Annotated in this window: 29 protein-coding genes; 2 read left to right on the top strand and 27 right to left on the bottom strand. The window is 72.0% G+C overall.

Annotation, left to right across the window (positions count from 1 at the left end):
* Positions 1 to 413: 413 nt before the first annotated feature.
* Positions 414 to 875 carry a nitroreductase/quinone reductase family protein gene (locus AC1DXT_RS05895; protein WP_477060404.1) on the top strand — a complete coding sequence of 154 codons (462 nt, stop codon included), beginning with the start codon at positions 414 to 416 and terminating at the stop codon, positions 873 to 875.
* Here the strand turns inward: AC1DXT_RS05895 and AC1DXT_RS05890 are convergent.
* The 23 genes from AC1DXT_RS05890 to AC1DXT_RS05780 all read right to left on the bottom strand — a co-directional run bounded on the left by AC1DXT_RS05890 (position 872) and on the right by AC1DXT_RS05780 (position 20,313).
* Positions 872 to 2,074, bottom strand: a complete 1,203-nt coding sequence (locus AC1DXT_RS05890; RefSeq protein ID WP_477060403.1) for an N-acetylglucosamine-6-phosphate deacetylase — start codon at positions 2,072 to 2,074, stop codon at positions 872 to 874. The two genes, AC1DXT_RS05895 and AC1DXT_RS05890, sit on opposite strands and share 4 nt — an antisense overlap.
* On the bottom strand, positions 2,053 to 2,532 hold the full coding sequence (locus AC1DXT_RS05885) for a hypothetical protein (RefSeq protein WP_477060402.1): 480 nt from the start codon (positions 2,530 to 2,532) through the stop codon (positions 2,053 to 2,055). The genes AC1DXT_RS05890 and AC1DXT_RS05885 overlap by 22 nt, the downstream gene beginning before the upstream one ends.
* Positions 2,529 to 3,869 (bottom strand): YndJ family transporter, encoded by a 1,341-nt coding sequence (locus AC1DXT_RS05880; RefSeq protein ID WP_477060401.1) that lies wholly within the window; start codon positions 3,867 to 3,869, stop codon positions 2,529 to 2,531. The genes AC1DXT_RS05885 and AC1DXT_RS05880 overlap by 4 nt, the downstream gene beginning before the upstream one ends.
* Positions 3,866 to 4,513 (bottom strand): TetR/AcrR family transcriptional regulator, encoded by a 648-nt coding sequence (locus tag AC1DXT_RS05875; protein ID WP_477060400.1) that lies wholly within the window; start codon positions 4,511 to 4,513, stop codon positions 3,866 to 3,868. The genes AC1DXT_RS05880 and AC1DXT_RS05875 overlap by 4 nt, the downstream gene beginning before the upstream one ends.
* A gap of 62 nt (positions 4,514 to 4,575) precedes the next feature.
* Entirely contained in the window at positions 4,576 to 5,271 is a 696-nt protein-coding gene (gene nucS, locus AC1DXT_RS05870; RefSeq protein WP_056096343.1) for an endonuclease NucS, read from the bottom strand.
* Between the two features lie 23 nt (positions 5,272 to 5,294).
* Positions 5,295 to 5,672, bottom strand: coding sequence for a DUF2550 family protein (locus AC1DXT_RS05865; RefSeq protein WP_477060399.1), 378 nt, complete (start codon positions 5,670 to 5,672; stop codon positions 5,295 to 5,297).
* A 43-nt stretch (positions 5,673 to 5,715) separates the two neighbouring features.
* A complete protein-coding gene (locus AC1DXT_RS05860) occupies positions 5,716 to 6,009 on the bottom strand; it encodes a F0F1 ATP synthase subunit epsilon (RefSeq protein WP_477060398.1) in 294 nt (97 codons plus the stop codon).
* Positions 6,010 to 6,089: 80 nt separating this feature from the next.
* Positions 6,090 to 7,577 (bottom strand): F0F1 ATP synthase subunit beta, encoded by a 1,488-nt coding sequence (atpD, locus tag AC1DXT_RS05855; protein ID WP_056096334.1) that lies wholly within the window; start codon positions 7,575 to 7,577, stop codon positions 6,090 to 6,092.
* A gap of 35 nt (positions 7,578 to 7,612) precedes the next feature.
* Positions 7,613 to 8,506 (bottom strand): F0F1 ATP synthase subunit gamma, encoded by an 894-nt coding sequence (locus AC1DXT_RS05850; protein ID WP_056096331.1) that lies wholly within the window; start codon positions 8,504 to 8,506, stop codon positions 7,613 to 7,615.
* Position 8,507: 1 nt separating this feature from the next.
* The gene (gene atpA, locus AC1DXT_RS05845; RefSeq protein ID WP_477060397.1) at positions 8,508 to 10,136 is read right to left on the bottom strand and encodes a F0F1 ATP synthase subunit alpha; all 1,629 of its coding nucleotides are present in this window, start codon (positions 10,134 to 10,136) and stop codon (positions 8,508 to 8,510) included.
* Between the two features lie 81 nt (positions 10,137 to 10,217).
* Complete coding sequence (locus AC1DXT_RS05840; protein WP_477060396.1) at positions 10,218 to 11,030, bottom strand: F0F1 ATP synthase subunit delta; 813 nt, start codon at positions 11,028 to 11,030, stop codon at positions 10,218 to 10,220.
* Positions 11,030 to 11,623 carry a F0F1 ATP synthase subunit B gene (locus tag AC1DXT_RS05835; RefSeq protein ID WP_477060395.1) on the bottom strand — a complete coding sequence of 198 codons (594 nt, stop codon included), beginning with the start codon at positions 11,621 to 11,623 and terminating at the stop codon, positions 11,030 to 11,032. The genes AC1DXT_RS05840 and AC1DXT_RS05835 overlap by 1 nt, the downstream gene beginning before the upstream one ends.
* Entirely contained in the window at positions 11,620 to 11,826 is a 207-nt protein-coding gene (atpE, locus tag AC1DXT_RS05830; protein ID WP_056096321.1) for an ATP synthase F0 subunit C, read from the bottom strand. Before atpE ends, AC1DXT_RS05835 begins: the two co-directional genes overlap by 4 nt.
* A gap of 87 nt (positions 11,827 to 11,913) precedes the next feature.
* Entirely contained in the window at positions 11,914 to 12,594 is a 681-nt protein-coding gene (gene atpB, locus AC1DXT_RS05825) for a F0F1 ATP synthase subunit A (RefSeq protein ID WP_477060394.1), read from the bottom strand.
* 278 nt (positions 12,595 to 12,872) lie between these two features.
* The gene (locus tag AC1DXT_RS05820; protein WP_477060393.1) at positions 12,873 to 13,301 is read right to left on the bottom strand and encodes a hypothetical protein; all 429 of its coding nucleotides are present in this window, start codon (positions 13,299 to 13,301) and stop codon (positions 12,873 to 12,875) included.
* Positions 13,298 to 14,422, bottom strand: a complete 1,125-nt coding sequence (locus tag AC1DXT_RS05815; protein ID WP_477060392.1) for a glycosyltransferase family 4 protein — start codon at positions 14,420 to 14,422, stop codon at positions 13,298 to 13,300. The genes AC1DXT_RS05820 and AC1DXT_RS05815 overlap by 4 nt, the downstream gene beginning before the upstream one ends.
* Entirely contained in the window at positions 14,419 to 15,069 is a 651-nt protein-coding gene (locus AC1DXT_RS05810; RefSeq protein ID WP_477060391.1) for an L-threonylcarbamoyladenylate synthase, read from the bottom strand. The genes AC1DXT_RS05815 and AC1DXT_RS05810 overlap by 4 nt, the downstream gene beginning before the upstream one ends.
* The gene (prmC, locus tag AC1DXT_RS05805) at positions 15,066 to 15,953 is read right to left on the bottom strand and encodes a peptide chain release factor N(5)-glutamine methyltransferase (protein ID WP_477060390.1); all 888 of its coding nucleotides are present in this window, start codon (positions 15,951 to 15,953) and stop codon (positions 15,066 to 15,068) included. The genes AC1DXT_RS05810 and prmC overlap by 4 nt, the downstream gene beginning before the upstream one ends.
* Positions 15,950 to 17,038 carry a peptide chain release factor 1 gene (gene prfA, locus AC1DXT_RS05800; RefSeq protein WP_477060389.1) on the bottom strand — a complete coding sequence of 363 codons (1,089 nt, stop codon included), beginning with the start codon at positions 17,036 to 17,038 and terminating at the stop codon, positions 15,950 to 15,952. The genes prmC and prfA overlap by 4 nt, the downstream gene beginning before the upstream one ends.
* 113 nt (positions 17,039 to 17,151) lie before the next feature.
* Entirely contained in the window at positions 17,152 to 17,367 is a 216-nt protein-coding gene (gene rpmE / locus AC1DXT_RS05795) for a 50S ribosomal protein L31 (RefSeq protein WP_056096298.1), read from the bottom strand.
* A 122-nt stretch (positions 17,368 to 17,489) separates the two neighbouring features.
* Positions 17,490 to 18,344, bottom strand: a complete 855-nt coding sequence (locus AC1DXT_RS05790; RefSeq protein WP_477060388.1) for a PPK2 family polyphosphate kinase — start codon at positions 18,342 to 18,344, stop codon at positions 17,490 to 17,492.
* A 176-nt stretch (positions 18,345 to 18,520) separates the two neighbouring features.
* Entirely contained in the window at positions 18,521 to 19,168 is a 648-nt protein-coding gene (locus tag AC1DXT_RS05785) for a response regulator (RefSeq protein ID WP_477060387.1), read from the bottom strand.
* Positions 19,165 to 20,313, bottom strand: coding sequence for a sensor histidine kinase (locus tag AC1DXT_RS05780; protein ID WP_477060386.1), 1,149 nt, complete (start codon positions 20,311 to 20,313; stop codon positions 19,165 to 19,167). Before AC1DXT_RS05780 ends, AC1DXT_RS05785 begins: the two co-directional genes overlap by 4 nt.
* Positions 20,314 to 20,475: 162 nt before the next feature.
* On the opposite strand from AC1DXT_RS05780, the gene AC1DXT_RS05775 reads away from it, so the two are divergent.
* Positions 20,476 to 20,961, top strand: coding sequence for a DUF6326 family protein (locus AC1DXT_RS05775; RefSeq protein ID WP_477060385.1), 486 nt, complete (start codon positions 20,476 to 20,478; stop codon positions 20,959 to 20,961).
* Between the two features lie 82 nt (positions 20,962 to 21,043).
* On the opposite strand, the gene rho is transcribed toward AC1DXT_RS05775, so the two are convergent.
* From rho to AC1DXT_RS05755, 4 genes are all read right to left on the bottom strand, one after another.
* On the bottom strand, positions 21,044 to 23,053 hold the full coding sequence (gene rho, locus AC1DXT_RS05770; RefSeq protein ID WP_477060384.1) for a transcription termination factor Rho: 2,010 nt from the start codon (positions 23,051 to 23,053) through the stop codon (positions 21,044 to 21,046).
* A 279-nt stretch (positions 23,054 to 23,332) separates the two neighbouring features.
* Positions 23,333 to 24,262: a homoserine kinase gene (gene thrB, locus AC1DXT_RS05765; RefSeq protein ID WP_477060383.1), complete on the bottom strand. Its 930-nt coding sequence runs from the start codon at positions 24,260 to 24,262 to the stop codon at positions 23,333 to 23,335.
* A 9-nt stretch (positions 24,263 to 24,271) separates the two neighbouring features.
* Positions 24,272 to 25,363 (bottom strand): threonine synthase, encoded by a 1,092-nt coding sequence (gene thrC / locus AC1DXT_RS05760; protein WP_477060382.1) that lies wholly within the window; start codon positions 25,361 to 25,363, stop codon positions 24,272 to 24,274.
* Positions 25,363 to 26,685: a homoserine dehydrogenase gene (locus tag AC1DXT_RS05755; protein WP_477060381.1), complete on the bottom strand. Its 1,323-nt coding sequence runs from the start codon at positions 26,683 to 26,685 to the stop codon at positions 25,363 to 25,365. The genes thrC and AC1DXT_RS05755 overlap by 1 nt, the downstream gene beginning before the upstream one ends.
* Positions 26,686 to 26,767 lie beyond the last annotated feature (82 nt).

Raw genomic sequence — 26,767 nt, 5'->3', positions numbered from 1 at the left:
AACTCCCGCTCGTGGTCGGGGTCGACGTCGCGGGCGAGCCCCTCCCGCCACGACGCCTCCTCGACACGGAGGTCCGGGCCATCGACCACGACGAGCGCGAGGGCGTGACCTTCACGGCGCGCACCCGCGAGGCCGGCGACGCCCTCGAGGTCACGCGGGGCCGCCGCACCGGCCGGGTGCTGTTCCGGGACGTCGACCGTCGCCGGGGGCGGTTCCGTGCGGGTCGAGGTGCGCGACGGACGGTCGTGGCGGCTGCTCGGTCACGTGGACGTCCCCGGGAGCGACCGCTACGACTGGTCGTCGGCGGAGGTCTCCGTGGCGGCGGTGGGTGCACGACCTGCGTCTCGTCCTGGTCGGTGCGGTGCGGCTGGCCTCGCTGCGGGGCCGCGCGTGGCGGCCGCTACGGTGGGGCGATGACGACCCCGGAACGTGCTCCGTGGCTCCCGCCGTCGTGGTTCATCCGGGTCGCCTGGCGGGTGCACCGGGGCCTCTACCGCCTCAGCGGCGGACGGTTCCTCTGGACGCCGTCGAACAAGCGCGGCTGGGGCGCCCTGCGCCTGACGACGACCGGCCGGGCCTCCGGGCAGGAGCGCAGCGTCATCCTCGGCTACCTGGAGGACGGTCCCCACCTCGTCGCGCTCGCGATGAACGGCTGGATCGAGGGGCACCCCGCGTGGTGGCTCAACCTCGAGGCCCACCCCGAGGCCGTCGTCAGGCTGGACGGCCAGCAGGCGCGGCCGGTACGCGCCCGCACCGCGGTCGGCCAGGAGCGTGAACGGCTCTGGAGGCTCTGGTCCGTGGTCGACCCGAAGCTCGACGCCTGGGCCGCCACGCGGACGACCGAGACGCCGGTCGTCGTGCTCGAACCCCGCTAGACCCAGGCGCCCCCGCGCATCACGCGGACGGGGACGAGGTCGTCGTCGGTCACCACCAGGTCGGCTCGGCGGCCCGCGGCCAGTGCGCCCAGGTCGCGCCGGCCCAGGACGTCGGCCGGCACGGTCGCCGCGGCGAGCACGGCGTCCTCCAGGGGGACCCCGGCGGCGACCACCCTGCGCACGATGTCGAGCAGGTGTGCCACTCCCCCGGCGATCGCGCCCGTCTCGTCGGCGATCCGGGCCACCCCGTCGGCCACCCGCACCGCCATCGGTCCCAGCCGGTACTCGCCGTCCGGCATGCCCGCGGCGGCCATGGCATCGGTCACCAGGGCGATCGAGCCCGCGCCCACCAGGTCGAACACCGACCGGACCGTGCCGTCGGCCAGGTGGGTGCCGTCGGCGATCAGCTCGACCACCAGCTCGCCGCGGGCAGCGGCCGCCAGGCACGCGGCGATCGGGCCCGGGTCGCGGTGGTGCAGCGGGCGCATGCCGTTGAACAGGTGGGTGGCCGTGAGTCGACGGTTGGAGGTCGCGGCGAGCAGGTCGAACGCGCGGTCCACTGCGTCGTCGACCTGCTCCGCGGAGGCGTCCGTGTGGCCGATCGACGGCACCGCGCCGACGTCGACGAGGGCCTCCAGCACCGCCTCTGCGCCGGACACCTCCGGCGCCACGGTCATCGTCGCGAGGTGCCCCCGCGCGGCCCCGGCGATGGCGCGGACCAGCTCGGGGTCTCCCGCGAGCATGTCGGCCGGGTTCTGGGCGCCGCAGCGGTCCGCGGACAGGAACGGGCCCTCGAGGTGGATGCCGACGATCTCGCCGGCGTCCGCCAGGTCCGCGAGCAGAGCGGTCTGCGCCAGCAGGACCTGCGGCGCGGCCGTGACCAGCGACGCGACGAGGCTGGTGGTGCCGTGCCGGCGGTGCTCGTCGACCGCCCGCTGGGCGTCCGCGGCATCGGCCGCGTCGGGGAAGCTGGCGCCGCCGCCGCCGTGGCAGTGCAGGTCCACCAGCCCCGGCAGGATCGTCGCGTCGCTCACCGACGGCAGCACCCAGCCGCGCGGCAGCCGCTCGGAGGGGCCCACCCAGACGATCGTCCCGTCGTCGACGACCACGACACCGTCGTCGAGGACCCCCCGGGGGAGGACGAGCCGACCGCGCAGGACCAAGGGGGTCTCGATGCTCACGGGGTCATCCTTCCCCATGGGAGCGCCGCGCCCTGCTCGTCCGTCCATCGGGTCTGACCGGCGTGCACGCGGCCGGTCCACCACCGGGCGACGCCCGCGCCCAGCGCACCCTCGGCGGCGGCCACGAGCGCGTACCAGCCGACGACGCTGAGGTAGTTGAGCATGCCGAACAGCGTGACCGACAGGACCGCACCGACCAGGGCGAACACGGTCACGTGGACCCACTCCCGGGTGGATCCCTGCAGCAGGTGCGCGGTCAGCACGCCCATCGGGAAACCCACCGCAGCGATCGGGACGATCGCCACCAGCAGGCCCACGACGAGGATGTAGACCCCGATGCTCGGGACACCGGCCACGGGGTCGTGGAGATGGCTGATCACGCCGAGCACGGCGAACGCCACCAGGTTGACCACGGTGAGCACCGCCAGGCAGCGCAGGCACAGGGCCGCGATCGCGCGCGGGCCACGGACGTTCATGCCACGCTCCCGACCGTGCGCCGGTCCGCGGCGAGCACCCGGCGTGCGCCGCGGGCGAGCAGTCGCAGGTAGGCGCGCTGCGCGACGACGGTGAGCGGGCCGACGGCGCGCACCCACCAGAGGTCGGGGACGGAGTACGCGCCCACGACGAACCAGAGGTCGCCCGCCGCGTCGCGCTCGACGGTGAACGACTCCTCGCCGCGGAACAGGTGGCCCGACACGGTGCCGTAGCCGAAGCCGACCCGGTCCGCCGTGCGCTCGACCCAGACCACCTCGCACGGCTCGTGCAGCCGGACCGGCCCGATGCCGAGCCGGCTGGCGACCCGCACCCCCGGGGCAGCGGCGTCGGCGTCGTGGAGCAGCCCGATGCCTGCGGCCGCGTGCACCTGCCAGCGCAGCAGCGCGTCGCCGACCCGGGCGAGGTCGTCGGGGCGCGAATCGGGAGTGAGCAGGTGCCGGACACGCAGGTGCCGGTACCCGGCGGGGAGCGGACCGCCCTGGGTCGCACCGACCTCGGTGTACGTCAGCCCGGTCGGTTCCGGGACCGGGCCCCGGAGCCGGAGGCCGAGCAGCGTGCACAGGACGAAGCCGAGCGCGTTGGCCACCCCGTGCGTCGCGGCCATCGACGACAGGCTCGGGTGCGCGATCCCGGTGGCCTCCCCGAGCGCCCACCACAGGGCGAGCACCATCGAGGCGACGATCGTCGCCGCCCCCACGCGGAGCAGGGCGCGCGCCGCCCCAGAACCGGTCAGCCCCAGGGTCGCCGCCGCGGAGCACCAGAGCCCGAGGGTCAGCATCGCGGCGCCGACCAGTTCGGCGGCATCCGAGAAGAAGTAGCCGACGAGGACGAGGACCACGCCTGCGGGTGCCGCCGTCGCGGCGACCCGTGTCACGGGCCCGGCCGCCGCGTGCGCCACGAGGCCGACCACCAGGCACGCGCCGAACCCGGCGAACAGCATGTGCGGAACGGTGAGGGCGAGGTAGTCGCCGGAGAACCCGAGCAGGCCCCAGCCCGCCCGCTCCGCGACGAGCGCCAGCGCCCCGACCAGCGGCGTCGCCAGCGCGACCGCGGTGGACACGAGTCGCACCCGCAGCACGCAGCCGGCCAGGACGACCGCGGCCGCGGCGAAGGGCACGGCGAGCGCGGCCGCGGCGGGACCCACCGGCAGCCAGACGCTCACCGCGGCGAGCAGCCCGACCAGCGGCCAGAGCATCGACGCCGAGCGCGGGACCGCCCGGTCGCCCAGCAGCCGCAGCCCGAGAGGCAGGACGACGACCGTGCCGAGCCCGACGACCACGCGGACAAGATCCCCGGCCACCGGCGACAGCTCGCTCACGCCCGCACCGCCCGCACCAGCGCGAGCACGTCGTCCGCCGCGCCGCGCAGCACCGGCAGCCGCGACAGGCGCACCAGCCGACCGATCAGCGGGGCGATCCCCTCGATCAGCGTCCGCGTCCGCCGCTGGCCCGGCGAGCCGTCGTAGACCCAGAAGAGGGTGACCCCCAGCTGGGCCAACCACAGCAGCTCCGGGAGCTCGTCGCGCAGGACGGTGGGCACTGCGGGCGTCGCGCCGTCCACGAGCTCGCGGAAGATCGCCTGGCTCATCTGCCGGGACTCGCTCGACTCGGCGGAGAACGGGCTCGCCGCCGAGCCGGGGCGGATGGCGACGGTGATGAACTCGCCGCCGAACGCGTGATAGCCCTCGAACGCGTCGACGCCGGCAAGGAGCACTCCGCGCAGTCGGGTCGCGAGGTCTCCGCCCTGCGCGAGGACCGCACGGGCGGCCACGGTCTGCTCGCGGTTCACGTCCAGGTACAGCTCCTGCACCAGGTGGTCCTTGGACGCGAAGTGGTAGTACGCGTTCCCCGTGGCCACCCCGGCCTCCTGCGCGATCGCCCGCATCGTCGTGGCCGCGTACCCGCGCTCCCGGAACAGCCGCAGGGCCGTGGACCGGACGAGGGCCTTCGTGTCGTCGCTCATGCAGCCAGTTGAACATGTTCAACTGAACATGTTCAAGAGCACCAGGATGTGACGTGGTCGGGCTAGAAGAGGCGTGAGCCGCTGTCGTCGACGCCTCGCATGGCGTCGTAGTCGAGCACCAAGCAGCCGATGCCCCGGTCGGTGGCCAGCACGCGGGCCTGCGGCTTGATCTCCTGGGCGGCGAACACCCCGCGCACCGGCGCCAGGTGCGGGTCGCGGTTGAGCAGCTCCAGGTACCGGGTCAGCTGCTCCACGCCGTCGATGTCCCCACGGCGCTTGATCTCGACGGCGACGGTGCCGCCGGCGGGATCCTTGGCCAGGATGTCGACCGGTCCGATGGCCGTCGGGTACTCGCGACGGACCAGCGTGTGCCCCGTGCCGAGCAGCAGGATCTGCGCGGCCAGCAGCTCCTGCAGGTGGGCCTCGACGCCGTCCTTGACCAGCCCCGGGTCGACACCCAGCTCGTGCGCGGAGTCGTGCTGCACGCCGTACAGGTCGATCTCGAGGCGGTCGTCGGACTTCTGGTGCTGGACGGTCCACACGGCCGTGACGCCGGCGGCACGGGCCTCCTCGGACGGCTCGGAGACCGCGAGCGTGCACGGCGGGCTCATCCAGTTCAGGGGCTTGTACGAGCCGCCGTCCGAGTGCAGCAGCACGCTGCCGTCCGCCTTCACGACGAGCAGGCGCGTGGCCAGCGGCAGGTGGGCGTTCAGACGGCCGCTGTACCGAGCGGAGCAGGACGCGACGACGAGGCGCATGAGCTCGCTTCCGGGTGTGAGGCTCAGATGACCGAGCCCACGCGCGACGGCGTGGCCTCGATCCATGACGTGAGACCGGCGTAGGCCTCGGCGCTCATCAGCAGGTGGACCGGCTCAAGGGCCGAGCCCGGGCGACAGGTCACCAAGACCTGGCCGCCGTGCCGCTCGCTGCGCTCCACGACCGTGAGGCCGACGCGCTGCCAGCGGGCGCGGGGCCGCGCCGAGAGCGAGCGGTAGCGCCACCAGTAGAGGCGGTCGGCCCCGTACTGGGCGACGCCCGAGGACCACGGCCCCTGGGCGGTGCGGCCGAGCGAGCACGCGAACGACCCGACCCGGCGGTTGAGCGTATGGACCCGCGAGGCCCAGACGAAGGCGACGGCGAGCAGCAGGACGACGACCACACACGCGAGTGCGACGCCGTGTCCGCTCACCGTCCCGGCGCCCTCAGTGCGTGGCCGGCGAGGTCGCGGGGCGTGCGCCCTCCACGACCTTGTCGGCGACGATGGTCAGGTGGTTCGAGTCGAAGGAGATGAACCCGCCCTCGACCTGCCAGCGCTTGGGCTCGCCGCCGTCCACGGGGAACACGCGGACCTCACCCGGCTGGAGCACGGACAGGATCGGCTCGTGACCGGCCAGGATGCCGATCTCGCCGTCTCCGGCCTTGGCCGAGACCATGCGGGCGGTGCCGGACCAGAGCTTGCCGGCGGTGGCGACGAGCTCGACCTCGATGTCTGCCACGGGACCCTCCTTCGATGTTGTGCGGGACTACGGGTACGCAGGGGCGTCCGTGGTGGACGCCCCTGCGTTGGCCGAGGCGGTCAGACGCCGTAGTCCTTCTGGATGCGGGCCCAGTTGCGCTCGAGGTCCTCGAGGCCACCGATGTTGAAGAAGGCCTGCTCGGCGATGTGGTCGAACTCGCCGTCGGCGATCTTGCCGAAGGCCTCGACCGTCTCCGTGAGCGGGACCGTCGAGCCGACGACACCGGTGAACTTCTCGGCCATGTACGTGTTCTGCGAGAGGAACTGCTGGATGCGACGGGCGCGTGCGACGACCGTCTTGTCCTCCTCCGACAGCTCGTCGACGCCGAGGATCGCGATGATGTCCTGGAGCTCCTTGTTGCGCTGCAGGATCGACTTCACGCGCGTCGCGGCGTCGTAGTGCGCCTGGCCGACGTAGCGGGGGTCGAGGATGCGGCTGGTCGACGTCAGCGGGTCCACAGCCGGGTACAGACCGCGCGACGCGATCTCGCGCGACAGTGCCGTTGTCGCGTCGAGGTGGGCGAACGTCGTGGCCGGTGCGGGGTCGGTGTAGTCGTCGGCGGGCACGTAGATCGCCTGCAGCGAGGTGATCGAGTGACCACGCGTCGAGGTGATGCGCTCCTGCAGGAGGCCCATCTCGTCGGCGAGGTTCGGCTGGTAGCCGACGGCGGACGGCATGCGGCCGAGCAGCGTCGACACCTCGGAGCCGGCCTGGGTAAACCGGAAGATGTTGTCGATGAAGAGCAGCACGTCCTGCTTCTGCACGTCGCGGAAGTACTCCGCCATCGTCAGGGCCGACAGGGCGACGCGCAGACGCGTGCCCGGCGGCTCGTCCATCTGGCCGAAGACGAGCGCCGTCTTGTCGAAGACGCCGGCCTCCTCCATCTCGACGATGAGGTCGTTGCCCTCACGGGTGCGCTCGCCGACACCGGCGAACACCGACACACCACCGTGGTTGAGGGCGACGCGCTGGATCATCTCCTGGATGAGGACCGTCTTGCCGACGCCCGCACCACCGAACAGACCGATCTTCCCGCCGAGCACGTACGGCGTCAGCAGGTCGATGACCTTGATGCCGGTCTCGAACATCTCGGTCTTGCTCTCGAGCTGGTCGAAGGCCGGGGGCTTGCGGTGGATGGGCCAGCGCTCGGTGATCTCGAGCTTCTCGCCCTCCTTGAGGTTCAGCACCTCGCCGATGACGTTGAAGACGTGACCCTTGGTGATGTCGCCGACGGGCACGCTGATCGCCTCGCCGGTGTCGCGCACGAGCGCGCCGCGGACCAGGCCGTCGGTCGGCTTGAGCGCGATGGCGCGGATGAGCGAGTCGCCGAGGTGCTGCGCGACCTCGAGCGTCATCGTCGTGACGCCCGCGGCCTCGCCCTCGCCCTGCGCCGACAGGTCGATGTCGACCTTGAGCGCGTTGTAGATCTCGGGGATCTGGTCGGACGGGAACTCGATGTCGACGACGGGGCCGATGACCCGCGCGACCCGACCCACGCCAGGACCCGACGCGTGCTCGACGGCAGCTTCGGTGGTGGTAGCAGTCATGGTGTTTCTCCGGTTCGTCTGTGGGGACGTAGTCGTCAGGAGGCGAGCGCGTCGGCACCCGACACGATCTCGCTGATCTCTTGGGTGATCTCGGCCTGGCGGGCCTGGTTGGCGAGCCGGGTGTACATGCGCACCAGGTCCTCGGCGTTCTCGGTCGCGGTGTGCATCGCGCGCTGCCGGGCGGCGAGCTCGGAGGCCGCCGCCTGCAGGAGGCAGGTGTAGATGCGGCTGCGCACGTACATCGGCAGCAGCGCGTCGAGCACGGCTTCCGGGGACGGCTCGAACTCGTACAGGGGCGGGATCTCGTTCTCGTCGCGCGCCTCGACGCCCTCGACGATCTCGAGCGGCAGCAGCCGGATGACCCGAGGGGTCTGCGACACCATGTTCCGGAAGTGCGTGAACACGACGTGCAGCTCGGAGACGCCACCCTGGTCCGCCGGCGCCTCGAACGCCGCCAGCAGCGTGTCTGCGATCTCGGCGGCGACCTCGACCGACGGCGCGTCCGAGTTCCCCGTCCACTCACCCGCGAGCTCGCGCCCGCGGAACGAGTAGTACGAGACGGCCCGGCGTCCGGTCGCGTACACGACCGGCTCCTTGCCCGCCTCGGTCAGGCGACCGATGAGGCGCTCGGCCTCCCGGATCGCGCTCGCCGAGTAGGCGCCCGCCATGCCGCGGTCGGACGTGACGACCAGGACCGCGACCCGGTTGGTGTCGCTCCGCTCGGTCACGAGCGGGTGCGTCACGTTCGAGTGCGTGGCCACGGCCGACACCGCACGGGTCAGCGCCCGGGAGTACGGCGTCGCCGCCGTCACCCGGTCCCGCGCCTTGCCGATGCGCGAGGCAGCGATGAGCTCCATCGCACGGAAGATCTTCTTCAGCGACTCTGTCGACCGGATCCGCTGCCGGTAGACGCGCTGCTGACCTGCCACGTCAGCCCTTCTTCTGCCGGACGATCTGCTCCTGCTCGACCTCGACCTCGGCGCCGTCGTCGGACGAGCCGACCAGCGTCGTTCCGTCGCCCACCAGGAAGCCGTTGCGGAACTCGTCGATCGCGTCCCCGAGAGCCTTCTCGGTGTCGTCCTCGAGCTTGCCCGACGACGCGATGGTCGACAGGACGTCCGTGTTGCGACGCAGGTGGTCGAGCAGCTCGGTCTCGAACCGGCGCACGTCGGCGATCGGGACGTCGTCCAGCTTGCCCTTGGTGCCGGCCCAGATCGACGCGACCTGATCCTCGACCGGGTACGGCGTGTACTGCGCCTGCTTGAGCAGCTCCATGAGCCGGGCGCCACGGGTCAGCTGCGCGCGCGAGGCGGCGTCGAGGTCGGACGCGAACATCGCGAACGCCTCGAGGGACCGGAACTGCGCGAGGTCCAGCTTCAGCGTGCCGGAGACCTTCTTCATGGCCTTGACCTGCGCGGCACCACCGACGCGGGACACCGAGATGCCGACGTCGACGGCCGGGCGCTGGTCCGCGTTGAACAGGTCGGACTGCAGGAAGATCTGACCGTCCGTGATGGAGATGACGTTGGTCGGGATGTACGCCGACACGTCGTTGGCCTTGGTCTCGATGACCGGCAGGCCCGTCATCGAGCCGCCGCCCAGCTCGTCCGAGAGCTTGGCACAACGCTCGAGCAGACGGGAGTGCAGGTAGAACACGTCACCGGGGTACGCCTCGCGGCCCGGCGGGCGGCGCAGGAGCAGCGACACGGCACGGTAGGCCTCGGCCTGCTTGGACAGGTCGTCGAACACGATGAGGACGTGCTTGCCCTGGTACATCCAGTGCTGGCCGATGGCCGAGCCGGTGTAGGGCGCGAGGTACTTGAAGCCGGCCGGGTCCGACGCGGGGGCCGCGACGATGGTCGTGTACTCGAGCGCGCCGGCCTCCTCCAGGGCGCCGCGGATGGCGGCGATGGTGGAGCCCTTCTGACCGATGGCGACGTAGATGCAGCGGACCTGCTTGGTCTCGTCGCCCGACTCCCAGTTGGCCTTCTGGTTGATGATCGTGTCGATCGCGATCGCCGTCTTGCCCGTCTGGCGGTCACCGATGATCAGCTGGCGCTGGCCACGGCCGATCGGGATCATCGCGTCGATGGCCTTGAGGCCGGTCTGCAGCGGCTCGTCGACGCTCTTGCGCGCCATGACGCCCGGGGCCTGCAGCTCGAGGGCGCGGCGGCCCTCGGTCTCCAGCTCGCCCAGGCCGTCGATCGGCGTGCCCAGCGGGTCGACGACGCGGCCGAGGTAGCCGTCACCGATCGGGACCGAGAGGACCTCGCCCGTGCGGCGGACCTCCTGGCCCTCCTCGATGCCCGTGAACTCACCCAGGACGACGACGCCGATCTCGCGGACGTCGAGGTTGAGCGCCAGGCCGAGCGTGCCGTCCTCGAACCGCAGCAGCTCGTTGGCCATCGCGCCCGGGAGGCCCTCGACCTGCGCGATGCCGTCGGCGGTCAGGGTGACCCGACCCACCTCTTCGGAGGCGACGCCGGTCGGCTCGTAGGACTTCACGAAGCTGTCCAGCGCGGCCCGGATCTCGTCCGGCCGGATCGTCAGCTCAGCCATTGCTCTTCTCCTGTCGTGACCGCCGGTCGGGCGGTCGTACGTTCGTGCACGTCGTTCAAGGGGCCGGCCTGGGGCCGATACTCAGCTGGCAAGTCGTCGTCGTGCGTCGGCGAGCCGGGCGAGCACGGTCGAGTCGACCACGTCCGCGCCCACCTGGATGCGCAGTCCCCCGAGGATCTCGGGGTCCACGGTCACGTTCAGCTGCAGCTCCTGCCCGTAGGCCTGCTGCAGGATGCCGCCGAGGCGGTCGAGCTGCGCCTGCGAGAGCTCGCTGCCCGAGGTCACAGCCGCCACGAGGCGCTCGCGCCGTGCGGCGGCGAGATCGCCGACGAGGCCGAGCGTCGCGACGAAGCGCCGACCGCGGGGTGCGGCAGCAGCCCGCTTCGCCACCGCGAGGGTGGCGTCGGCCACCTTGCCGCGCAGCAGGTTCTCCGCGAGGACCGCCCGCTTGTCGCCGGGGACCCGCGGGTCGAACAGCGCCTGACGCACCTCGCGCTGGCCGACGAGCGACCGCGTGATGCGGAACAGCTCGTCCTCGACCCGCACGAGCTCGTTGCCGGCCTGCGCCGACGCCAGCACGGCGTCGAAGCCCAGGTGCTCGACGGCCTCGATGAGGTCGTCGGCCGAGGACCAGCGTTCCTGCACGAGCCCGGACACCACGTCGACGACGCGGGGGTCGAGCCGGCCGAGCACGCCCTCCACCAGCCCCGCCTTGGCGCCGCCATCGACCGCGGGGTCGGACAGGGTGCGCCGCAGCGAGCCCGAGGAGTCCAGCGCGTCGACGACGGCGAACAGCTGCTCGCCGAGCGTGAGCGCCTGGGTGCCCACCGAGGCGAGCACCGGCTCGAACCGGAGCTGTGTCGCACGGAGCGACGCCAGGCTCGTGCCGCGCATCAGTTCTCCTTGCCGGCGCTCGTGGTCGCAGACGTCGACGCCTCGAGCTCCGCGAGGAACCTGTCGACCACCCGCGACTGACGGGCGGTGTCCTCGAGGGACTCGCCGACGATCTTGGAGGCCAGCTCGGTGGCGAGAGCACCGACGTCGTTGCGCAGCGAGACCGCCGCCTGCTGACGCTCGGCCTCGATCTGGCGCTGGGCCGTCTCGACCGTGCGTGCCGCCTCGGCGGCCGCCTTCGCCTTGAGCTCCGTGACGATGGCACCACCCTCGGCGCGGGCGGCCTCCTTGATGCGGGCTGCCTCCGTGCGGGCGTCGGCGAGCTGCTGCTCGTACTCCGCGCGCAGCTCGGCGGCCTCGGCCTGGGCGGTCTCGGCGTGCCGCAGCCCGCCCTCGATCTTCTCCGCGCGCTCGTCGAGGACCACCTGGAACTTCGGCAGCACGTACTTGATGAACACGACGGCGATGATCGCCACGATCACCGACGACCAGATGAGGTCGTAGGCGTGCGGGAGGAGGGGGTTGACCTCCTCGACTTCCTCGGCAGCCACCACCGCGCTGTGCGCGGCAGCGACGAGCGGCGCGGTGATCACAGGAAGAACGGGGTGACGATGGCCAGGAGGGCGAGGATCTCGATGAAGGCCAGGCCGACGAACATGGTGGAGCGCAGCTGGCCGGCCATCTCGGGCTGGCGCGCCATGCCCTCGATCGTCTTGCCGATCATGAAGCCGAGGCCGATGCCGGGGCCGATGGTGGCGATGCCATAGCCGATGAGGGCGAGTCCGGTGATTTCCACTGGGTGGTTCCTTTCATCTGCGCGCCGCGCGGCGCGTCCGAGGGGGGCGACGGTCCGGGGATCAGCCCGCCGCGTCGAGACGGTCGGTCAGTGCTCTTCGGTGACGGACATCTGCAGGTACACCGCCGTGAGGATCGCGAACACGTACGCCTGCAGGGCGGCCACGAACACCTCGAACAGCAGGAAGCCGAAGCCGGCGACGAACGTGACAGCGCCGAAGCCCCGGAGCGCACCCGACGCCTCGAAGAAGAGGAACGAGGTCGCTGCGAAGCACAGGGCGAGCAGGAGGTGGCCGGCCATCATGTTGGCCAGGAGCCGGATGACCAGCGTCGCGGGCCGCAGGATGAAGACCTGCAGGATCTCGACCGGGGTGAGCAGGAGGTAGATCGGCTTCGGGACGCCCGGGGGGAACAGGCTGTGCTTGAGGTAGCCGCCGACACCGAACTTCTTGACGCCCTCCGACAGGTACAGGACGTACACCCACAGGGCGAGGATGATCGGCATTCCGATCACCGAGGTTCCCGCGATGTTGAGGAACGGGACCACGCCGGTGATGTTGAAGAACAGGACCGCGAAGAAGATCGTCGTGATGACCGAGGCGTACTTCTTGCCGTCCTTCTCACCGAGGATCTCGATGGAGATCGAGTTGCGGCAGAAGTCGAGCCCCATCTCGAGGACGCTCTGGAAGCGTCCGGGGACCAGCTTGGCGCGGCGGGCGCCGATGACGAAGATCAGCAGGATCGCGATGGCCGCGACGAACCGGACCAAGATGATCCGGTTGATCTCGAACGGGGTGCCCTCGAAGAAGATGGCGGGCGGGAAGAAGTCGGCGATCGTGGGGCCATGGAACTCGGCCCCGCCGTCTTCCGCGGCGAGCGGCAGGATCGTCGCAAGGCTGAACAGGGCGTTCTCCTGTGGTCGTGTGCGCCGAGTGCCGCATCAGTGCGGGCACGAGCACGGCGCCGGGCCGTCATGGATGGGGGAAGCCTAACCCATGCAGGCGTCCACCCCCGACCCGCGCGGGGCTCCTGCGGACCCGGCCGGAATCAGGACTGGAAGTACCCGACCCGCCCGCGCTGCACCGCTCGCGCGTCCAGGACGGCCGACCCGATGACCCCGGCGACCGACACCAGGAAGAGCATCATCGGGTTGTAGAAGTCGTACTGGCGCAGGATCACCAGCACGACGATGACGACGACGAGCTTGGCCAGCCAGGCACCCATGATGACGGCCATCATCATCGTCGGCTCGGAGTTCGCGGTCTTCAGGACCGAGACCACCGTCGTCCCCGAGAAGATCAGTGCGATGCCCACCCCGAGGAGCGCGCCCCAGACCCCGGCCAGGCCGTCCACCAGGTAGCCGACGCCGACGCCGACCACCGCGAGGATGCCGAGGAGCACGAGCATGTCGCGCAGGGCCTGACGGAGGACCGCCGTGGAGGCGGTGGGGGGCGGAGTGGGGACGGGCACGGTCACAGCGGAGCCTCCAGGGGCGGGGTGGCGGCCCGGCCGCGCAGCGGTCCGAGCGTCAGCAGGGTGGCGACGACGACGGCCGCGCCGAACGTGATCAGCACGACGGTCGTCTCCCACCGGACCAGGGCGGCGACCCCGAACGCGAACACCGCCGTCCAGACGTACATGATCGCGACGGCGCGGCGGTGCGAGTGCCCGAGCTGGAGCATGCGGTGGTGCAGGTGCATGCGGTCGGGGTGGAACGGGGACTTGCCGGCACCGACCCGGCGCACGATCGCGAGCCCCATGTCGAGCAGCGGGAGCAGGAGCACCGCGAACGGCAGGAGCATCGGCAGGAACGCCGGGAACCGCTGGCGCACGAGCACCTGCTCCGGGTCGATCTGACCGGTGATGATGATGGCCGCGGCGCTGAACACGAAGCCGAGCACCATCGCGCCCGAGTCGCCCATGAAGATGCGCGCCGGGTACACGTTGTGGGGCAGGAACCCCACGCACGCGCCGACGAGCACCGCGAGCACCAGCGCCGCCAGGTTGGCGTTGGCGTAGGCACCGGGGTTGGCGCCGGCGGTGAGCAGGTAGGCGTAGAGGAAGAACGCGGTGCCGCCGATCGCGAGCACCCCCGCGGCGAGCCCGTCGAGACCGTCGACGAAGTTCACCGCGTTCATGGCGATGACGACGGTGAGCACCGTGAAGAACGTGGCCATCCGCGTGGACCCGAGGATCGGCATGCCCGCGGTGGGCAGCTGGTAGAGCAGCACGCCCTGCCACGCGAGGAACCCGCCGGCCAGCACCTGGCCCATGAGCTTGGTGAGCCAGTCGAGGTCCCAGATGTCGTCGGCGATCCCGAGCGCGCACACGATCGCGGCGCCGCCCATGATGCCGACCAGGGGACGGATGTTGTCGTAGACCCCCGAGAGGAAGGGCAGCGAGCTGACCATGAGGATCGCGACGAGCATCCCCGCGAACATCGCCATGCCGCCCAGCCGGGGCGTGGGGATCGCGTGCACGTCCCGGTCCCGGACGGCGGTGATCGCCCCCCAGCGCAGCGCGCACCAGCGGGCCAGCGGGGTCATGAGGTAGGCCACCGTGGCGGAGATCAGCAGCGCGAGCAGGTATACCCTCACGCGGTGGGTCCCTCGACCGGGGTGACCTCGTTCAGCTGCTCCAGACTCAGGGCGCCGACGCGGACGAGCCGCAGCGTGGCTCCCGTGGCGTCGACGATGCTCGACGCCACCTGGCCGGGGGCGTCACCGGCGTCGAGGTAGACCGCCACGGAGTCGCCGAGCTGGTCGTACGCGGTCCGCGCGGTGACGGCGGCGGGCGAACCCGTCGTGTTCGCGCTGGAGACCGCGAGCGGTCCCGTGCGGCGCAGCAGGGCCAGCGCGGTCTCGTGGTCCGGCACCCGGAGCGCGACGGTGCCGCGGGTCTCCCCCAGGTCCCACGCGAGCGACGGCTGCGCACGGACGATGAGCGTGAGGCCGCCGGGCCAGAACGCCTCGGCCAGCGCGCGGGCACCCGCCGGCACGTCGGTGGCCAGGCCGTCGAGCGTGCGCACGTCGGGGATCAGCACGGGCGGTGGCATCTGCCGGCCGCGGCCCTTGGCGTCGAGGAGCGCCTGGACGGCGGGCGGGGTGAAGGCGTCGGCGGCGATCCCGTAGACCGTGTCCGTGGGCAGGACGACGAGGCCCCCGCGGGACAGCACGTTGACCGCCTCGTCGAGCGCCGGGCCCCAGGTGGTCGGGTCGCTCGCGGGGGTGATCCGGTCGTTCACGGCGCCGAGTCTGTCACGTGCGGCTGAGCGGCTCGCCGCGCGACGAGCATCCGCGGGCGGCCGGTCAGGTCCGGGCGGGACTCCACGTCGACGAACGCGCCCGTGGCCAGGGCGGCCTCGCGCGCGGCCGCGTCCTGCACCTCGGCGTGCTCCATCACCAGCAGCCCGCCGGGGACGAGCAGACGAGCGGCGGCGCGCAGGACGTCACGCGGGACGTCCAGCCCGTCCAGACCGCCGCCGTACAGGGCGAGGTCGGGGTCGTGGTCGCGCACCTCGGGGTCCACCGGCTCGGCGTCGGGCGGGATGTACGGCGGGTTGGCGACGAGGACGTCGACGGTGCCGTCGAGCTCGCCCAGCAGCGTCGGGTCGGCGACGTCGCCGTGCTCGACCCGGAGGTCCGCGCCGACCGCGACGGCGTTGCGCCGGGTCAGGTCCACGGCCTCGGGCGAGAGGTCGACGGCCACCACTCGGGCCGCGCGGACCTCGGTCGCGACGGACAGCGCGATCCCGCCCGCACCGCAGCACAGGTCCACGACGAGCGGGTCCGTCAGCCGCGCGGCCTCGTCGATCGCCACCTGCGCCACCACCTCGGTCTCGGGCCGTGGCACGAACACCCCGGGCTCGACCAGGAGGGTCAGATACCGGAAGCCCGTGGTGCCGACGAGGTGCTGCAACGGCTCACGGTTCCGCCGCCGCTCGACCAGCCCGGCGAACTGCTCCGCGAACCCGTCCGGCACCGGCGGCGGAAGGACCAGCTCGAGCCGGTCCAGGCCCAGCACGTGGGCGGCCAGCGCGGTGGCGTCGTGGCGCGGCGAGGGCACGCCGGCCTCCGCGAGGATCGTCGTCGCCCCCTCCACCAGCGCGCGCAGGTCGGGGGCGGTCATGCCTCCCCCGCCGCGGCCAACCGGGCCGCCTCGTCGGCGTCGATCGCCGACTGCACGACCGGCGACAGCTCCCCGCCGAGCACGGCGTCCAGGTTGTAGGCCTTGTAGCCGGTGCGGTGGTCGGCGATGCGGTTCTCCGGGAAGTTGTACGTCCGGATGCGCTCCGAGCGGTCGACCGTGCGCACCTGCGACCGGCGGGCCACGCTCGCGGCGGCGGCGGCCTCCTCCTGCCGGGCGGCCAGGATCCGGGCGCGCAGCACGCGCATGCCGGCCTCGCGGTTCTGCAGCTGCGACTTCTCGTTCTGCATCGACACGACGATGCCGGTGGGCAGGTGCGTGATGCGGACGGCCGAGTCGGTGGTGTTGACCGACTGGCCACCCGGACCCGACGACCGGTACACGTCGATGCGCAGGTCGTTCGGGTCGATCGCCACCTCGGCCTCGTCCTCCGCCTCGGGGAACACCAGGACGCCCGCGGCCGACGTGTGGATCCGGCCCTGCGACTCCGTGACGGGCACCCGCTGCACGCGGTGCACACCGCCCTCGTACTTCAGGTGCGCCCAGACGCCGTCCTCCGGCGCGACCGTCCCGCGGGCCTTGATGGCCAGCTGCGCGTCCTTGTAGCCGCCCAGGTCGGACTCGGTCGCGCCCAGCAGCTGCGTCGCCCACCCCATCTTCTCGGCGTACCGGGTGTACATCCGCAGCAGGTCGGCGGCGAACAGCGCCGACTCCTCGCCGCCCTCCCCCGCCTTGACCTCGAGGATGACGTCGCGGGAGTCGTCGGGGTCGCGCGGGATGAGCACCTCGCGCAGGCGCGCGGACGCGGCGTCGGCGGCCTGCTGCAGGCTCGGCAGCTCGGCGGCGAAGCTCTCGTCGACCTCGGCCAGCTCGGCGGCAGCCTCGGCGTCGTCGGACGCGGCCCTCCAGGCGGTGTAGGCCTGCGCGACCCGGCCCAGCTCGGCGTACCGGCGGCCCAGCTTGCGCGCGTGCGCGGCGTCCGCGTGCACAGCGGGGTCGGCCAGCTGCGCCTCGATCTGCGCGTGCTCGGCGAGCAGCGGTTCGGCGGCGGCGAATGCCTCGCTCATGCGGGTGTCCTCAGGTGGCTCGATCGGCTCTGGCAACGACGCAGCGCCGGTGCCCACGCGGACACCGCCATGGAGGGCGGTCGTCCGCGCCGGGCACCGGCGCTGCGGGGTTGCTAGTTGGCGGCCTTCTTGCCGTACCGCGCCTCGAACCGGGCCACGCGGCCGCCGGTGTCGAGGATCTTCTGCTTGCCCGTGTAGAACGGGTGGCAGGCGCTGCAGACGTCGGCGTGGATCTTGCCGCTGGTGACCGTCGAGCGCGTGACGAAGGTGCTGCCACAGGTGCAGGTGACCTCGGTCAGGACGTACTCGGGGTGGATGTCAGCCTTCACAGAACTATCTCCTTGGGTGGGTGTCTCCGGGTCCGGACGCGCGACTGGCGCCGGTGAACCGCAGACCAGCGAACCATTGTGCCAGAACAGCGACGGGGCCCGAAATCATCCCGTCGGAGGGCTCAGAGCGTCTGCGCGTCCAGCCGCGCCTTCTCGGCCTCGATGTCGAAGTCCGCCGCCGGCCACTCGAGGTGCAGGTCCTCGAGCGTCTCGCGCAGCAGCCGTCCGATCGCCAGCTGCGCGTACCACTTGTTGTCCGCCGGCACCGCGTACCAGGGCGCGTGCTCCGTGCTCGTCCGGTCCAGGACCGCCTGGTACGCCTCCTGGTAGAGGGGCCACTTGGCGCGCTCGTCGATGTCGCCCGGGTTGAACTTCCAGTACTTGTCCGGGCGCTCGAGCCGCTCGCGCAGCCGGGCCTTCTGCTCCTCGGGCGAGACGAGCAGGGCCACCTTGACGATCACGGTCCCGGCGTCGACGACCTCGCGCTCGAACGCGTTGATCTCGTCGTACCGCGGCTCCCAGACCTCCTGCGGCACCAGCTCGTTCACGCGGACCACCAGCACGTCCTCGTAGTGCGACCTGTCGAACACCCCGATGCGCCCGGGCGTCGGCAGCGCCTCACGGATCCGCTGCAGGTAGTGCTGCGACCGCTCCTTCTCGGTCGGCACCCCGAACGAGCGCAGCTGCACCCCCTGCGGATCCACCATGCCCAGGACGTGCCGCACGATCCCGCCCTTGCCCGAGGTGTCCATCCCCTGGAGGACGAGGAGGACCGAGCGCGTGCCGCCCGAGCGGCCGTCCGCGAACAGCCGCTCCTGCTCCTCGCTGAGGTGCTCCCCATCCTTCAGGAGCCGCTTCTCGGCCGCCGTCTCGCCGTGCTCCCAACCGGGTGTCGCGGCCAGGTCGGCCTTCGCCAGGTCGAAACCCGGCCGGACCCGGAGGGCCTCCCGGGGTGGTGTGCTCCACGACTTCGCCATCGAACGACTCCCCGGACTCGCGCCAGTGCGGACGAGTGCACGGTAGCGGGACGACGACGGCCCCGCCTTCGTACGGAGGCGGGGCCGTCGTCATACGTCATCTGATCCGTCGGCGACCACGGAGCGACGCGTCACGCACACGTGGGTTGGTACGGCACCGGAAGCCTCTCCGAGTCCTAGATGCGCCGGGTCTCATGAGCCCACATGGCGAGCTCCACGCGGTTGCGGGCGCCGAGCTTCCTCATGAGGCTGGCCAGGTGGGCCTTCACGGTGCTTGTGCTGATGTAGAGCTCAGTGGCGATCTCGTCGTTGGTGCGCCCCTGCGCCACCGGGAGGAGAACTTCCTCCTCACGGGCCGTGAGCGGCTCAAGGGGCTGCCGTGCAGGGCCGGCCTGTGAGTGCGCGAACGCTGCGAGGAGGCGGACGGTCACGCTCGGAGCGATGAGCGCATCTCCGTCAGCCGCGGCGCGGATCGCCTGGGTCAGCAGAGCGGGACCGGCGTCCTTGAGCAAGAACCCGCGGGCCCCGGCCTTGAGTGCCTCGTGGACGTACTCATCGAGATCGAAGGTGGTGATCACCACGATGGGCAGAGGGTCGGTGACGTGGGGTCCGGCAAGGTGATGGGTGGCTTCGATGCCGTCCATCAGAGGCATTCGGACGTCGAACAGGCCGACGTCCGGGCGGAGCTGGAGCGCGAGGTGCACCGCCTCGCGGCCGTCCGCGGCCGCGCCGACCACCTCGATATCGGGTTGGGCGTCGAGGAGCATCGTCAGACCGGAGCGGACGATGTGCTGGTCGTCGGCGATCAGTACCCGGATGCTCATCGTGCGGCCCCGGTTCGGGGCAGCGTTGCTTGGACCCTCCAGCCACGGTCGGCGGTCGGGCCTGCGTGGAACGTCCCGCCGAGCAGCGTGGTGCGTTCCTGCATCCCCACCAGGCCGTATCCCGCAGTACCGCCGTCGGCCGTGCTGGGCGCACCATCGTCGTCGACGGTCAGCCGCACGCCCTCGGCGTTACCGACGACAACCACGGTGACCCGCGTCGCGTGGCGAGCATGCCGACGAGCGTTCGTGATCGATTCCTGGGCCAGGCGGTAGATCGCGGCCCCGACGGCCGGGCTGAGATCCCTGAGCTCCCCGGAGAGCGTCACCTGGACATGAGGACGCGCCTCGAGACCGCTGGTCAGCCGCTCGAGGTCGGCCACTGAGGGCTGCGGCGCGAACTCCGCATCCTGCGAGGCGCGGAGGACGCCCACCATGGTGCGCATCTCGCTGAGCGCCTGGGTGGCGGCGTCCTCGATGATGACCAGGGCCTCGACGGCACGCTCGGGGTCCGAAGCCGCTATCGCACGTCCCGCCTGAGCCTGGATGGCGATGCCGGAGACGTGGTGGGCGACGGTGTCGTGGAGCTCGCGAGCAATCTGCTCGCGCTCCCGGGCCTTGGCTTCGTCGATGTCGCGGATGCGGGCGCTCGCGTGGTACCGGATGGCAGCGCCGAGCGCCGCGGAGAACAAGAAGAAGGCGTAGGCGCCCACCGCATCCGCCAGGCTGGTCGGGTCCGCCACGTTGGTGACGGCCAGCCAGACGAGGATGACGCCGAGCCCGATCACTGCCTCACGACCGGCTCCCCACCGGAACAGTGCGTAGGCCAGGACCAGCGCTGCCGCGGTGCTCGTCAGCAGACCGCCCTCCGAGCCCGTCCCGATCCTGACGAGGTCGACCACGGTCAACGCGCCGAAGGAGACCACGACCGCCCGGAGCGGGTGAGTGCGTCGCCAGAGCAGGGGGACGACGATCACGAGCGCGGCGACGAGGACCAGCGAGAGCGGCGCAAGGCCGTCACGGAGCACCGCTTCGGCGACGGACCAGACGGTCAGCACGGCGATGAGCGCCCAGTCCCGGGGGACGCGGGCGGGAGGGTTCGCCGGTCGAGGTTCGGCCCACAGCGCGCGCAGCACGTTGGTGACCATCCGGTCAGCCTAGGGATGCGCCGTGAGCGGCGTATCGGCCGAAAGCACAAGAGGGCCACTGAGCGAACGGCCAGGACAGGTCAGGCTCTGGGGCCGGTGTGCCCAGCACAGCGGTCCGTGATCGTGGAGGAGCCACGCCTCACGACGACAACGGAGCACATGATGAGCATTCGCCGAGACACCACCACCGCGCTGGACGACTCGCGCCTACCCGTGAGAGCGAAGCTCGTCGCAGCGTGGACGAGCTTCGTGTTCCTGTACGCCTACGTGGACATCTTGGGCTTCTTCGTGCCGGGCAAGATCGACGACATCCTCGTCGGCGTCGTCTTCGAGTTCGACATCACCCAGACGTTGTTGACCGCTTTCCTCGCGCTCATGGCCATCCCGATCCTGATGGTGGTGCTGTCCGCCATGCTGCCGGCCCGCGCGAGCCGGGTCACGAACCTCGTCGTGGCATCGGTCCAGGTCCCGTACGCGATGTTCAACGCGGTGGGCGAGTCCTGGACGTACTTCTACTGGTTGGCCGTCGTCCTGGAGGTGATCGTGCTGGCCGTCATCCTTCGGCTTGCCTGGACCTGGCCCCGCCGCGTCGCATCGCCGGTGACCACGGCAGCCAGCGAGCCTCTTCAGACGCAGCATCACGCGTGAGTCCCTCAGGCAGCCTCCTTCTCGAACGCGACGGCCCCGCCTCCCGCGCGGGAGACGAGGCCGTCTGCACGACGAGAGACGGTCAGTCGCTGCCGGGCGTCGTCTTCTGCACCTGGAGCAGGAACTCGACGTTCGACTTGGTCTCCTTGAGCTTGCCGATGAGCAGCTCGATGGCCTGCGTCTGGTCGAGCGCGCCCATCACGCGGCGGAGCTTGTAGATGATCTTCAGCTCGTCGTGCGGCATGAGGATCTCCTCGCGGCGGGTGCCCGACGCGTTGACGTCGACCGCCGGGAAGATGCGCTTGTCCGCCAGACCGCGGGAGAGCCGGAGCTCCATGTTCCCGGTGCCCTTGAACTCCTCGAAGATGACCTCGTCCATCTTGGAGCCGGTCTCCACCAGCGCCGAGGCGAGGATGGTCAGCGAGCCGCCGTGCTCGATGTTGCGGGCCGCGCCGAAGAACCGCTTGGGCGGGTACAGCGCCGAGGCGTCGACACCACCGGACAGGATGCGCCCGGACGCCGGGGCGGCCAGGTTGTAGGCCCGCGACAGACGCGTGAGGGAGTCGAGCAGCACGACGACGTCCTGGCCCAGCTCGACCAGCCGCTTGGCGCGCTCGATGGCGAGCTCGGCGACGATCGTGTGGTCGGAGGCGGGGCGGTCGAAGGTCGAGGCGATGACCTCGCCCTTGACCGTCCGCTCCATGTCCGTGACCTCTTCGGGGCGCTCGTCGACGAGCACGACCATGAGGTGGACCTCGGGGTTGTTGGTCGTGATGGCGTTGGCGATCTGCTGCATGATGATCGTCTTGCCCGCCTTGGGGGGCGCGACGATGAGGCCGCGCTGGCCCTTGCCGATGGGCGCGACGATGTCGATCACGCGCGGCGACAGCTTGCCCTGCTCGCTCTCCAGGCGCAGGCGCTCCTGCGGGTAGAGGGGCGTCAGCTTGTTGAACTCGGGGCGCACGCGGGCGCCGTCGGGCTCGAGGCCGTTGACCGAGTCGAGGCGGACCAGCGCGTTGAACTTGCTGGGCCGGTTGCCCTGCGCCTGCGGCTGCTCGCCCTCGCGCGGCTGGCGCACGGCGCCGGTCACCGCGTCACCGCGGCGCAGGCCGTACCGCTTGACCTGGTTGAGGGACACGTAGACGTCGTTCGCGCTGGGCAGGTAGCCCGTGGTGCGGACGAACGCGTAGCTGTCCATCAGGTCGAGGATGCCCGCGACGGGCAGCAGGACGTCGTCCTCGTTGACCTCGATGTCGTCGAGGCCCGCGAGCTCGCCCGCACCGGGGCGGCCGCGGGTGCCGCGGCCCTTGCGGTCACGGTCGCGGTCCCGGTAGCGGTCGCGCGAGCGCCGACGACGGCCGCCGCGCTCGTCGAGTCCGTCCTCGTCCTGCTCGCGACGCGGTGGGGTGCCCTGCGGGGCGCCCTGCGGCGGGTTCGCGGCCTGCTGGCGGGTGTCGCGCTGCTGGCTGCCCTGCTGGCGGTCACCCTGCTGGCGGTCACCTTGCTGGCGGTCCGCCTGCTGGCGGTCACCCTGCGCACGGTCGGCCTGCTGGCGGTCGGCCTGCTGGCCGTTGCTCTGCGCGCGGTCGGCCTCGTCGCCCTGCGGTGCACCCGCCCCGCGGCCGGCCCGGCGCGAGCGCCGCTCACCGGTCACGACGCCGACGGCGTCGGCCGCACGCGCGGCACGGTCGTCCCGCTGCTCGACGGGAGCGAGCTTGGCGTCCAGCGCGGCCTCGAGGCCGGCGAGCGCGTCGCCGCGCGGTGCCCTGCTCCCGCGGTCCTGCTGCGCCGGGGCGGAGTCGCCACCGAGGTCGAGCTGGGGGGCCTCGGTCCGGGGTGCGCGCGCGCTGCGCGTCGGCTCCTCGGCCACGGCGACACTCTGGTCACGGCGCGGCTCGAGCGCCTGCGGGCGCGAGCCGCCACGAGCGTCCGCGATGGCCTGGACGAGGTCGCCCTTGCGCATCTTGGACGTGCCCTTGACGCCCAGCTGCGAGGCCATGGCCTGCAGCTCGGGCAGCCGGAGCGCCGAGATGCCGGCGCTGCGGGCGGACCCACCGGAGTTGCTCACGGCGGGCTCGATGATGTCTGTCACGAAGGACCCTTCCCCTCGTCAGTGGCCGGGACCCGATGGTTCGGGGATCGGCCGACGTCCGGTCGAGGTGACCTGGACGGTGCTGGAGCCACACACGCGCTGCGTACGACGACGTCTGCGCACGGTGGGCTGGATCGTTCTCGGGTCGTCTACTCATTCTGCGGCGGCCGGTCACGTACGACGCGGGTTACCAGAGGACGAGATCCGGGGAACGTTTCGATGCTATCACTGTCGGAACCGCCGCCAGACCGAGTGAACAACCGGCGTGTACTTCACCCGTCAGACCACGCGCTGGACGGTCGCGCCGGTGCGATCCACCGGGAGCGGCAGGATCTGCCAGCCCCCCATGGCGCCGCCGAACGCGGCGCGCACGGCGTCGTCCGCGTCGGTCGTGCCGGTCCCCGTGCGCCTCGCGAGCACCAGGACGGTCGGCCCGGCTCCGGACACCACCGCGGCCACGCCATTCGCCCGGAGCACGTCGACGAGCGCGAGCGAACCGGGCATCACGGCACGCCGGTACTCCTGGTGCAGCCGGTCCTGCGTCGCGGTGAGCAGCAGGTCCGGACGCCGCCCGAGCGCCTCGACCAGCAGAGCTGCCCGCCCTGCCTGGAACGCGGCGTCGGTGTGCGGGACGGTCGCGGGCAGCACGCCCCGAGCGGCCTTGGTGGACAGGTGGTTCGGCGGGACGACCGCCAGCAGCGCGAGGTCGTCGTGGACGGCGAGATCGATCGCCCGGAACCGGTCGTCACGCCACGCGAGCGTCGCGCCGCCGAGCACCGCCGGAGCCGCGTTGTCGGGGTGCCCCTCGATCTGCGCGGCGAGGTCGATCACCACGTCGTCGGACAGGGCGTACGGCTCCGCGATCAGCCCGCGCGCGGCGACGATCCCCGCGACGACCGCCCCGGCGGACGAGCCGAGCCCCCGACCGTGCGGGATGCGGTTGTGGCAGACCAGGTGCAGGCCCGCCTGCGAGGCCCCGACGAGGTCGAGCGCGGCCCGCAGCGAGCTGACCACCAGGTGCTGCTCGTCGTCGGGCACCTGACCGGCGCCCTCCCCCGTGACCTCGACCTTGACGCCCGGTGCACCGAGCGCCCGCACCTCGAGCTCGTCGTACAGCCCGAGGGCGATGCCGAACGCGTCGAAACCGGGACCGAGGTTGGCGCTGGTCGCGGGGACGCGGACGCGGACGTGGTCCGCACCCAGGCGCATCGCGGGGCCTCAGTCCAGGCCGAGGGCGGTGGCGATGGACACCACGTCGGACGAGATGCGCACGGGGACGACGTCGCTGCCGTCCGGCGTGCGCAGCGCCCACTGCGGGTCCTTGAGGCCGTGCCCGGTGACCGTGATGACGATGCGGGCCCCGGCGGGCACGCGACCCTGCTCGCTGAGCATCAGCAGGCCCGCGACGCCGGACGCCGAGGCGGGCTCCACGAAGATGCCGACCTCCGCGGAGAGCACGCGGTGCGCGGCGAGGATCTGCTCGTCGGTGACCGCCTCGATGAGCCCGCCGGACACGTCCCGCGCCTCCTCGGCCTGCAGCCAGGACGCGGGGTTGCCGATCCGGATGGCCGTGGCGATGGTCTCGGGCTGGTCGATCGGGTGGCCCTTGACGATGGGCGCGGCGCCGGCGGCCTGGAAGCCCCACATGATCGGGGTGCGCGTGGCGACCGCGGGGTGCGCGGCACCGGCGTCGAGCCCCGCGTACTCGCGGTAGCCCTTCCAGTACGCGGTGATGTTGCCGGCGTTGCCCACAGGGAGCACGTGGATGTCGGGGGCGTCGCCGAGGGCGTCGACGATCTCGAACGCACCGGTCTTCTGGCCCTCGATGCGGTCGGGGTTCACCGAGTTCACCAGCTCGACCGGGTACGCCTCGGCGAGCTTGCGGGCGGCGATCAGGCAGTCGTCGAAGTTGCCGTCGACCTGCAGCAGCGTGGCTCCGTGGGCGATCGCCTGGCTGAGCTTGCCCATCGCGATCTTGCCGTCCGGCACCAGCACCGCGCAGACCATGCCCGCGCGGGTGGCGTAGGCCGCCGCGGACGCGGACGTGTTGCCGGTGGACGCGCACACCACGGCCTTCGCGCCACGACCGGCCGCGGCGGACATCGCCGTCGTCATGCCGCGGTCCTTGAACGACCCGGTCGGGTTCATGCCCTCGACCTTGATGAACACCTCGGCGCCCGTGCGCTGCGAGAGCGTCGGCGACGGGACGAGCGGCGTGCCGCCCTCCCCCAGCGTGATGATGCGCTCCTGGACGTGCGCGGGCAGGCGGTCGGCGTACTCGGCGATGACGCCGCGCCACTGGTGGGCCATCAGGCTCCCTCGACTCGCAGGACGGACACGACACGACGCACGACGTCGAGGCCGGCGATGGCGTCGACAGTGCTGCGCAGCGCGTGCTCGGGGGCCGCGTGCGTGGTGATCACCAGGCGCGCGAAGTCGGCCTCGGGCGTCTCGGAGGCCGGCGACTGGCGCACGGCCTCGATCGAGACGTCGTGCGAGGCGAGGACGGTGGCCACCTGCGCGAGCACGCCCGGGCGGTCGGCCACCTCGAGGCGCACCTGGTAGCGGGTGCGCGCCGCAGCGGCAGGCAGGACCGGAAGCTCGGCGTAGCGCGACTCGATCGGACCCTTGCCGCCGAGCACGCGGTGCCGGGCGACCGAGACCACGTCCCCGAGCACGGCTGACGCGGTGGGCTCCCCGCCGGCGCCGCGGCCGTAGAACATGAGCTCACCCGCGGCCTCCGCCTCGACGAAGACCGCGTTGTAGGCACCGCGCACCCCGGCGAGCGGGTGGCTGACCGGGACGAGGGCGGGGTGCACCCGCACCTGCACGCCGTCCACCCCGTCGGCGGTGCCGCGCTCCGCGATGGCCAGCAGCTTGAGCACGTAGCCGGTGCGCTCGGCCCACAGGACGTCGTCGGCCGTCAGCGACGTGATGCCCTCGCGGGACACGTCGTCGATCGAGACGCGGGTGTGGAACGCGAGCGAGGCGAGGATCGCGGCCTTCGCGGCGGCGTCGTACCCCTCGACGTCGGCGGTCGGGTCCGCCTCCGCGTAGCCGAGCGCCTGGGCCTCCTTGACCGCCTGGTCCAGGTCGAGGCCCTCGGAGGCCATCTTGTCGAGCACGTAGTTGGTGGTGCCGTTCACGATGCCGAGCACGCGCGTCACGCGGTCCCCCGCGAGCGACTCGCGCACCGGGCGGACGATCGGGATCGCCCCGGCGACCGCCGCCTCGAAGTACAGGTCCACTCCGGCCTCGTCGGCAGCCGCGTAGAGCGTGGGGCCGTCCTGCGCGAGCAGGGCCTTGTTGGCGGTCACCACGGACGCGCCGCCGGCGATGGCCCGCAGCAGCAGGCTCCGCGCGGGTTCGATGCCGCCCATGACCTCGACCACCACGTCGGCGCGCTCGACCAACGACTCCGCGTCGGCGGTCAGCAGGGCGCGGTCGACCACCGGGTCGCGCTCGACGTCGACGTCGCGCACCGCGACCCCGACCAGCTCGAGGGGCGCGCCCGCACGGGATGCCAGGTCCGACGCCTGCGTCGTGAGCAGCCGCACCACCTCCGTGCCGACGACACCGCACCCGAGGACGGCGACGCGCAGGGGCGGATGGGCGGGCACGGGCGAGGGCACGGGACGGCCTCCAGTCGGATGGGTCGAGAGCGCCCCCAGGATAGGGGTGCGTCCCGACGGGCGGGACGCCTGGTCCGACGGG

The sequence above is a fragment of the Cellulomonas sp. P1_G12_2 genome (assembly GCF_056405535.1).
This window is presented reverse-complemented; position numbering and strand designations above follow the sequence as displayed.

Bases quoted from the DNA above. Each gene is read 5' to 3' on its own strand.
- AC1DXT_RS05885 (WP_477060402.1), bottom strand. From the start codon at position 2,532: ATGAACGTCCGTGGCCCGCGCGCGATCGCGGCCCTGTGCCTGCGCTGC.
- prmC (WP_477060390.1), bottom strand. From the start codon at position 15,953: ATGACCGCCCCCGACCTGCGCGCGCTGGTGGAGGGGGCGACGACGATC.
- AC1DXT_RS05895 (WP_477060404.1), top strand. From the start codon at position 414: ATGACGACCCCGGAACGTGCTCCGTGGCTCCCGCCGTCGTGGTTCATC.
- atpD (WP_056096334.1), bottom strand. From the start codon at position 7,577: ATGACTGCTACCACCACCGAAGCTGCCGTCGAGCACGCGTCGGGTCCT.
- prfA (WP_477060389.1), bottom strand. From the start codon at position 17,038: ATGAGCGAGGCATTCGCCGCCGCCGAACCGCTGCTCGCCGAGCACGCG.
- AC1DXT_RS05875 (WP_477060400.1), bottom strand. From the start codon at position 4,513: ATGAGCGACGACACGAAGGCCCTCGTCCGGTCCACGGCCCTGCGGCTG.
- AC1DXT_RS05840 (WP_477060396.1), bottom strand. From the start codon at position 11,030: ATGCGCGGCACGAGCCTGGCGTCGCTCCGTGCGACACAGCTCCGGTTC.
- AC1DXT_RS05890 (WP_477060403.1), bottom strand. From the start codon at position 2,074: ATGGGGAAGGATGACCCCGTGAGCATCGAGACCCCCTTGGTCCTGCGC.
- AC1DXT_RS05785 (WP_477060387.1), bottom strand. From the start codon at position 19,168: ATGAGCATCCGGGTACTGATCGCCGACGACCAGCACATCGTCCGCTCC.
- AC1DXT_RS05780 (WP_477060386.1), bottom strand. From the start codon at position 20,313: ATGGTCACCAACGTGCTGCGCGCGCTGTGGGCCGAACCTCGACCGGCG.
- thrB (WP_477060383.1), bottom strand. From the start codon at position 24,262: ATGCGCCTGGGTGCGGACCACGTCCGCGTCCGCGTCCCCGCGACCAGC.
- AC1DXT_RS05775 (WP_477060385.1), top strand. From the start codon at position 20,476: ATGAGCATTCGCCGAGACACCACCACCGCGCTGGACGACTCGCGCCTA.
- AC1DXT_RS05790 (WP_477060388.1), bottom strand. From the start codon at position 18,344: ATGGCGAAGTCGTGGAGCACACCACCCCGGGAGGCCCTCCGGGTCCGG.
- thrC (WP_477060382.1), bottom strand. From the start codon at position 25,363: ATGGCCCACCAGTGGCGCGGCGTCATCGCCGAGTACGCCGACCGCCTG.
- atpA (WP_477060397.1), bottom strand. From the start codon at position 10,136: ATGGCTGAGCTGACGATCCGGCCGGACGAGATCCGGGCCGCGCTGGAC.
- nucS (WP_056096343.1), bottom strand. From the start codon at position 5,271: ATGCGCCTCGTCGTCGCGTCCTGCTCCGCTCGGTACAGCGGCCGTCTG.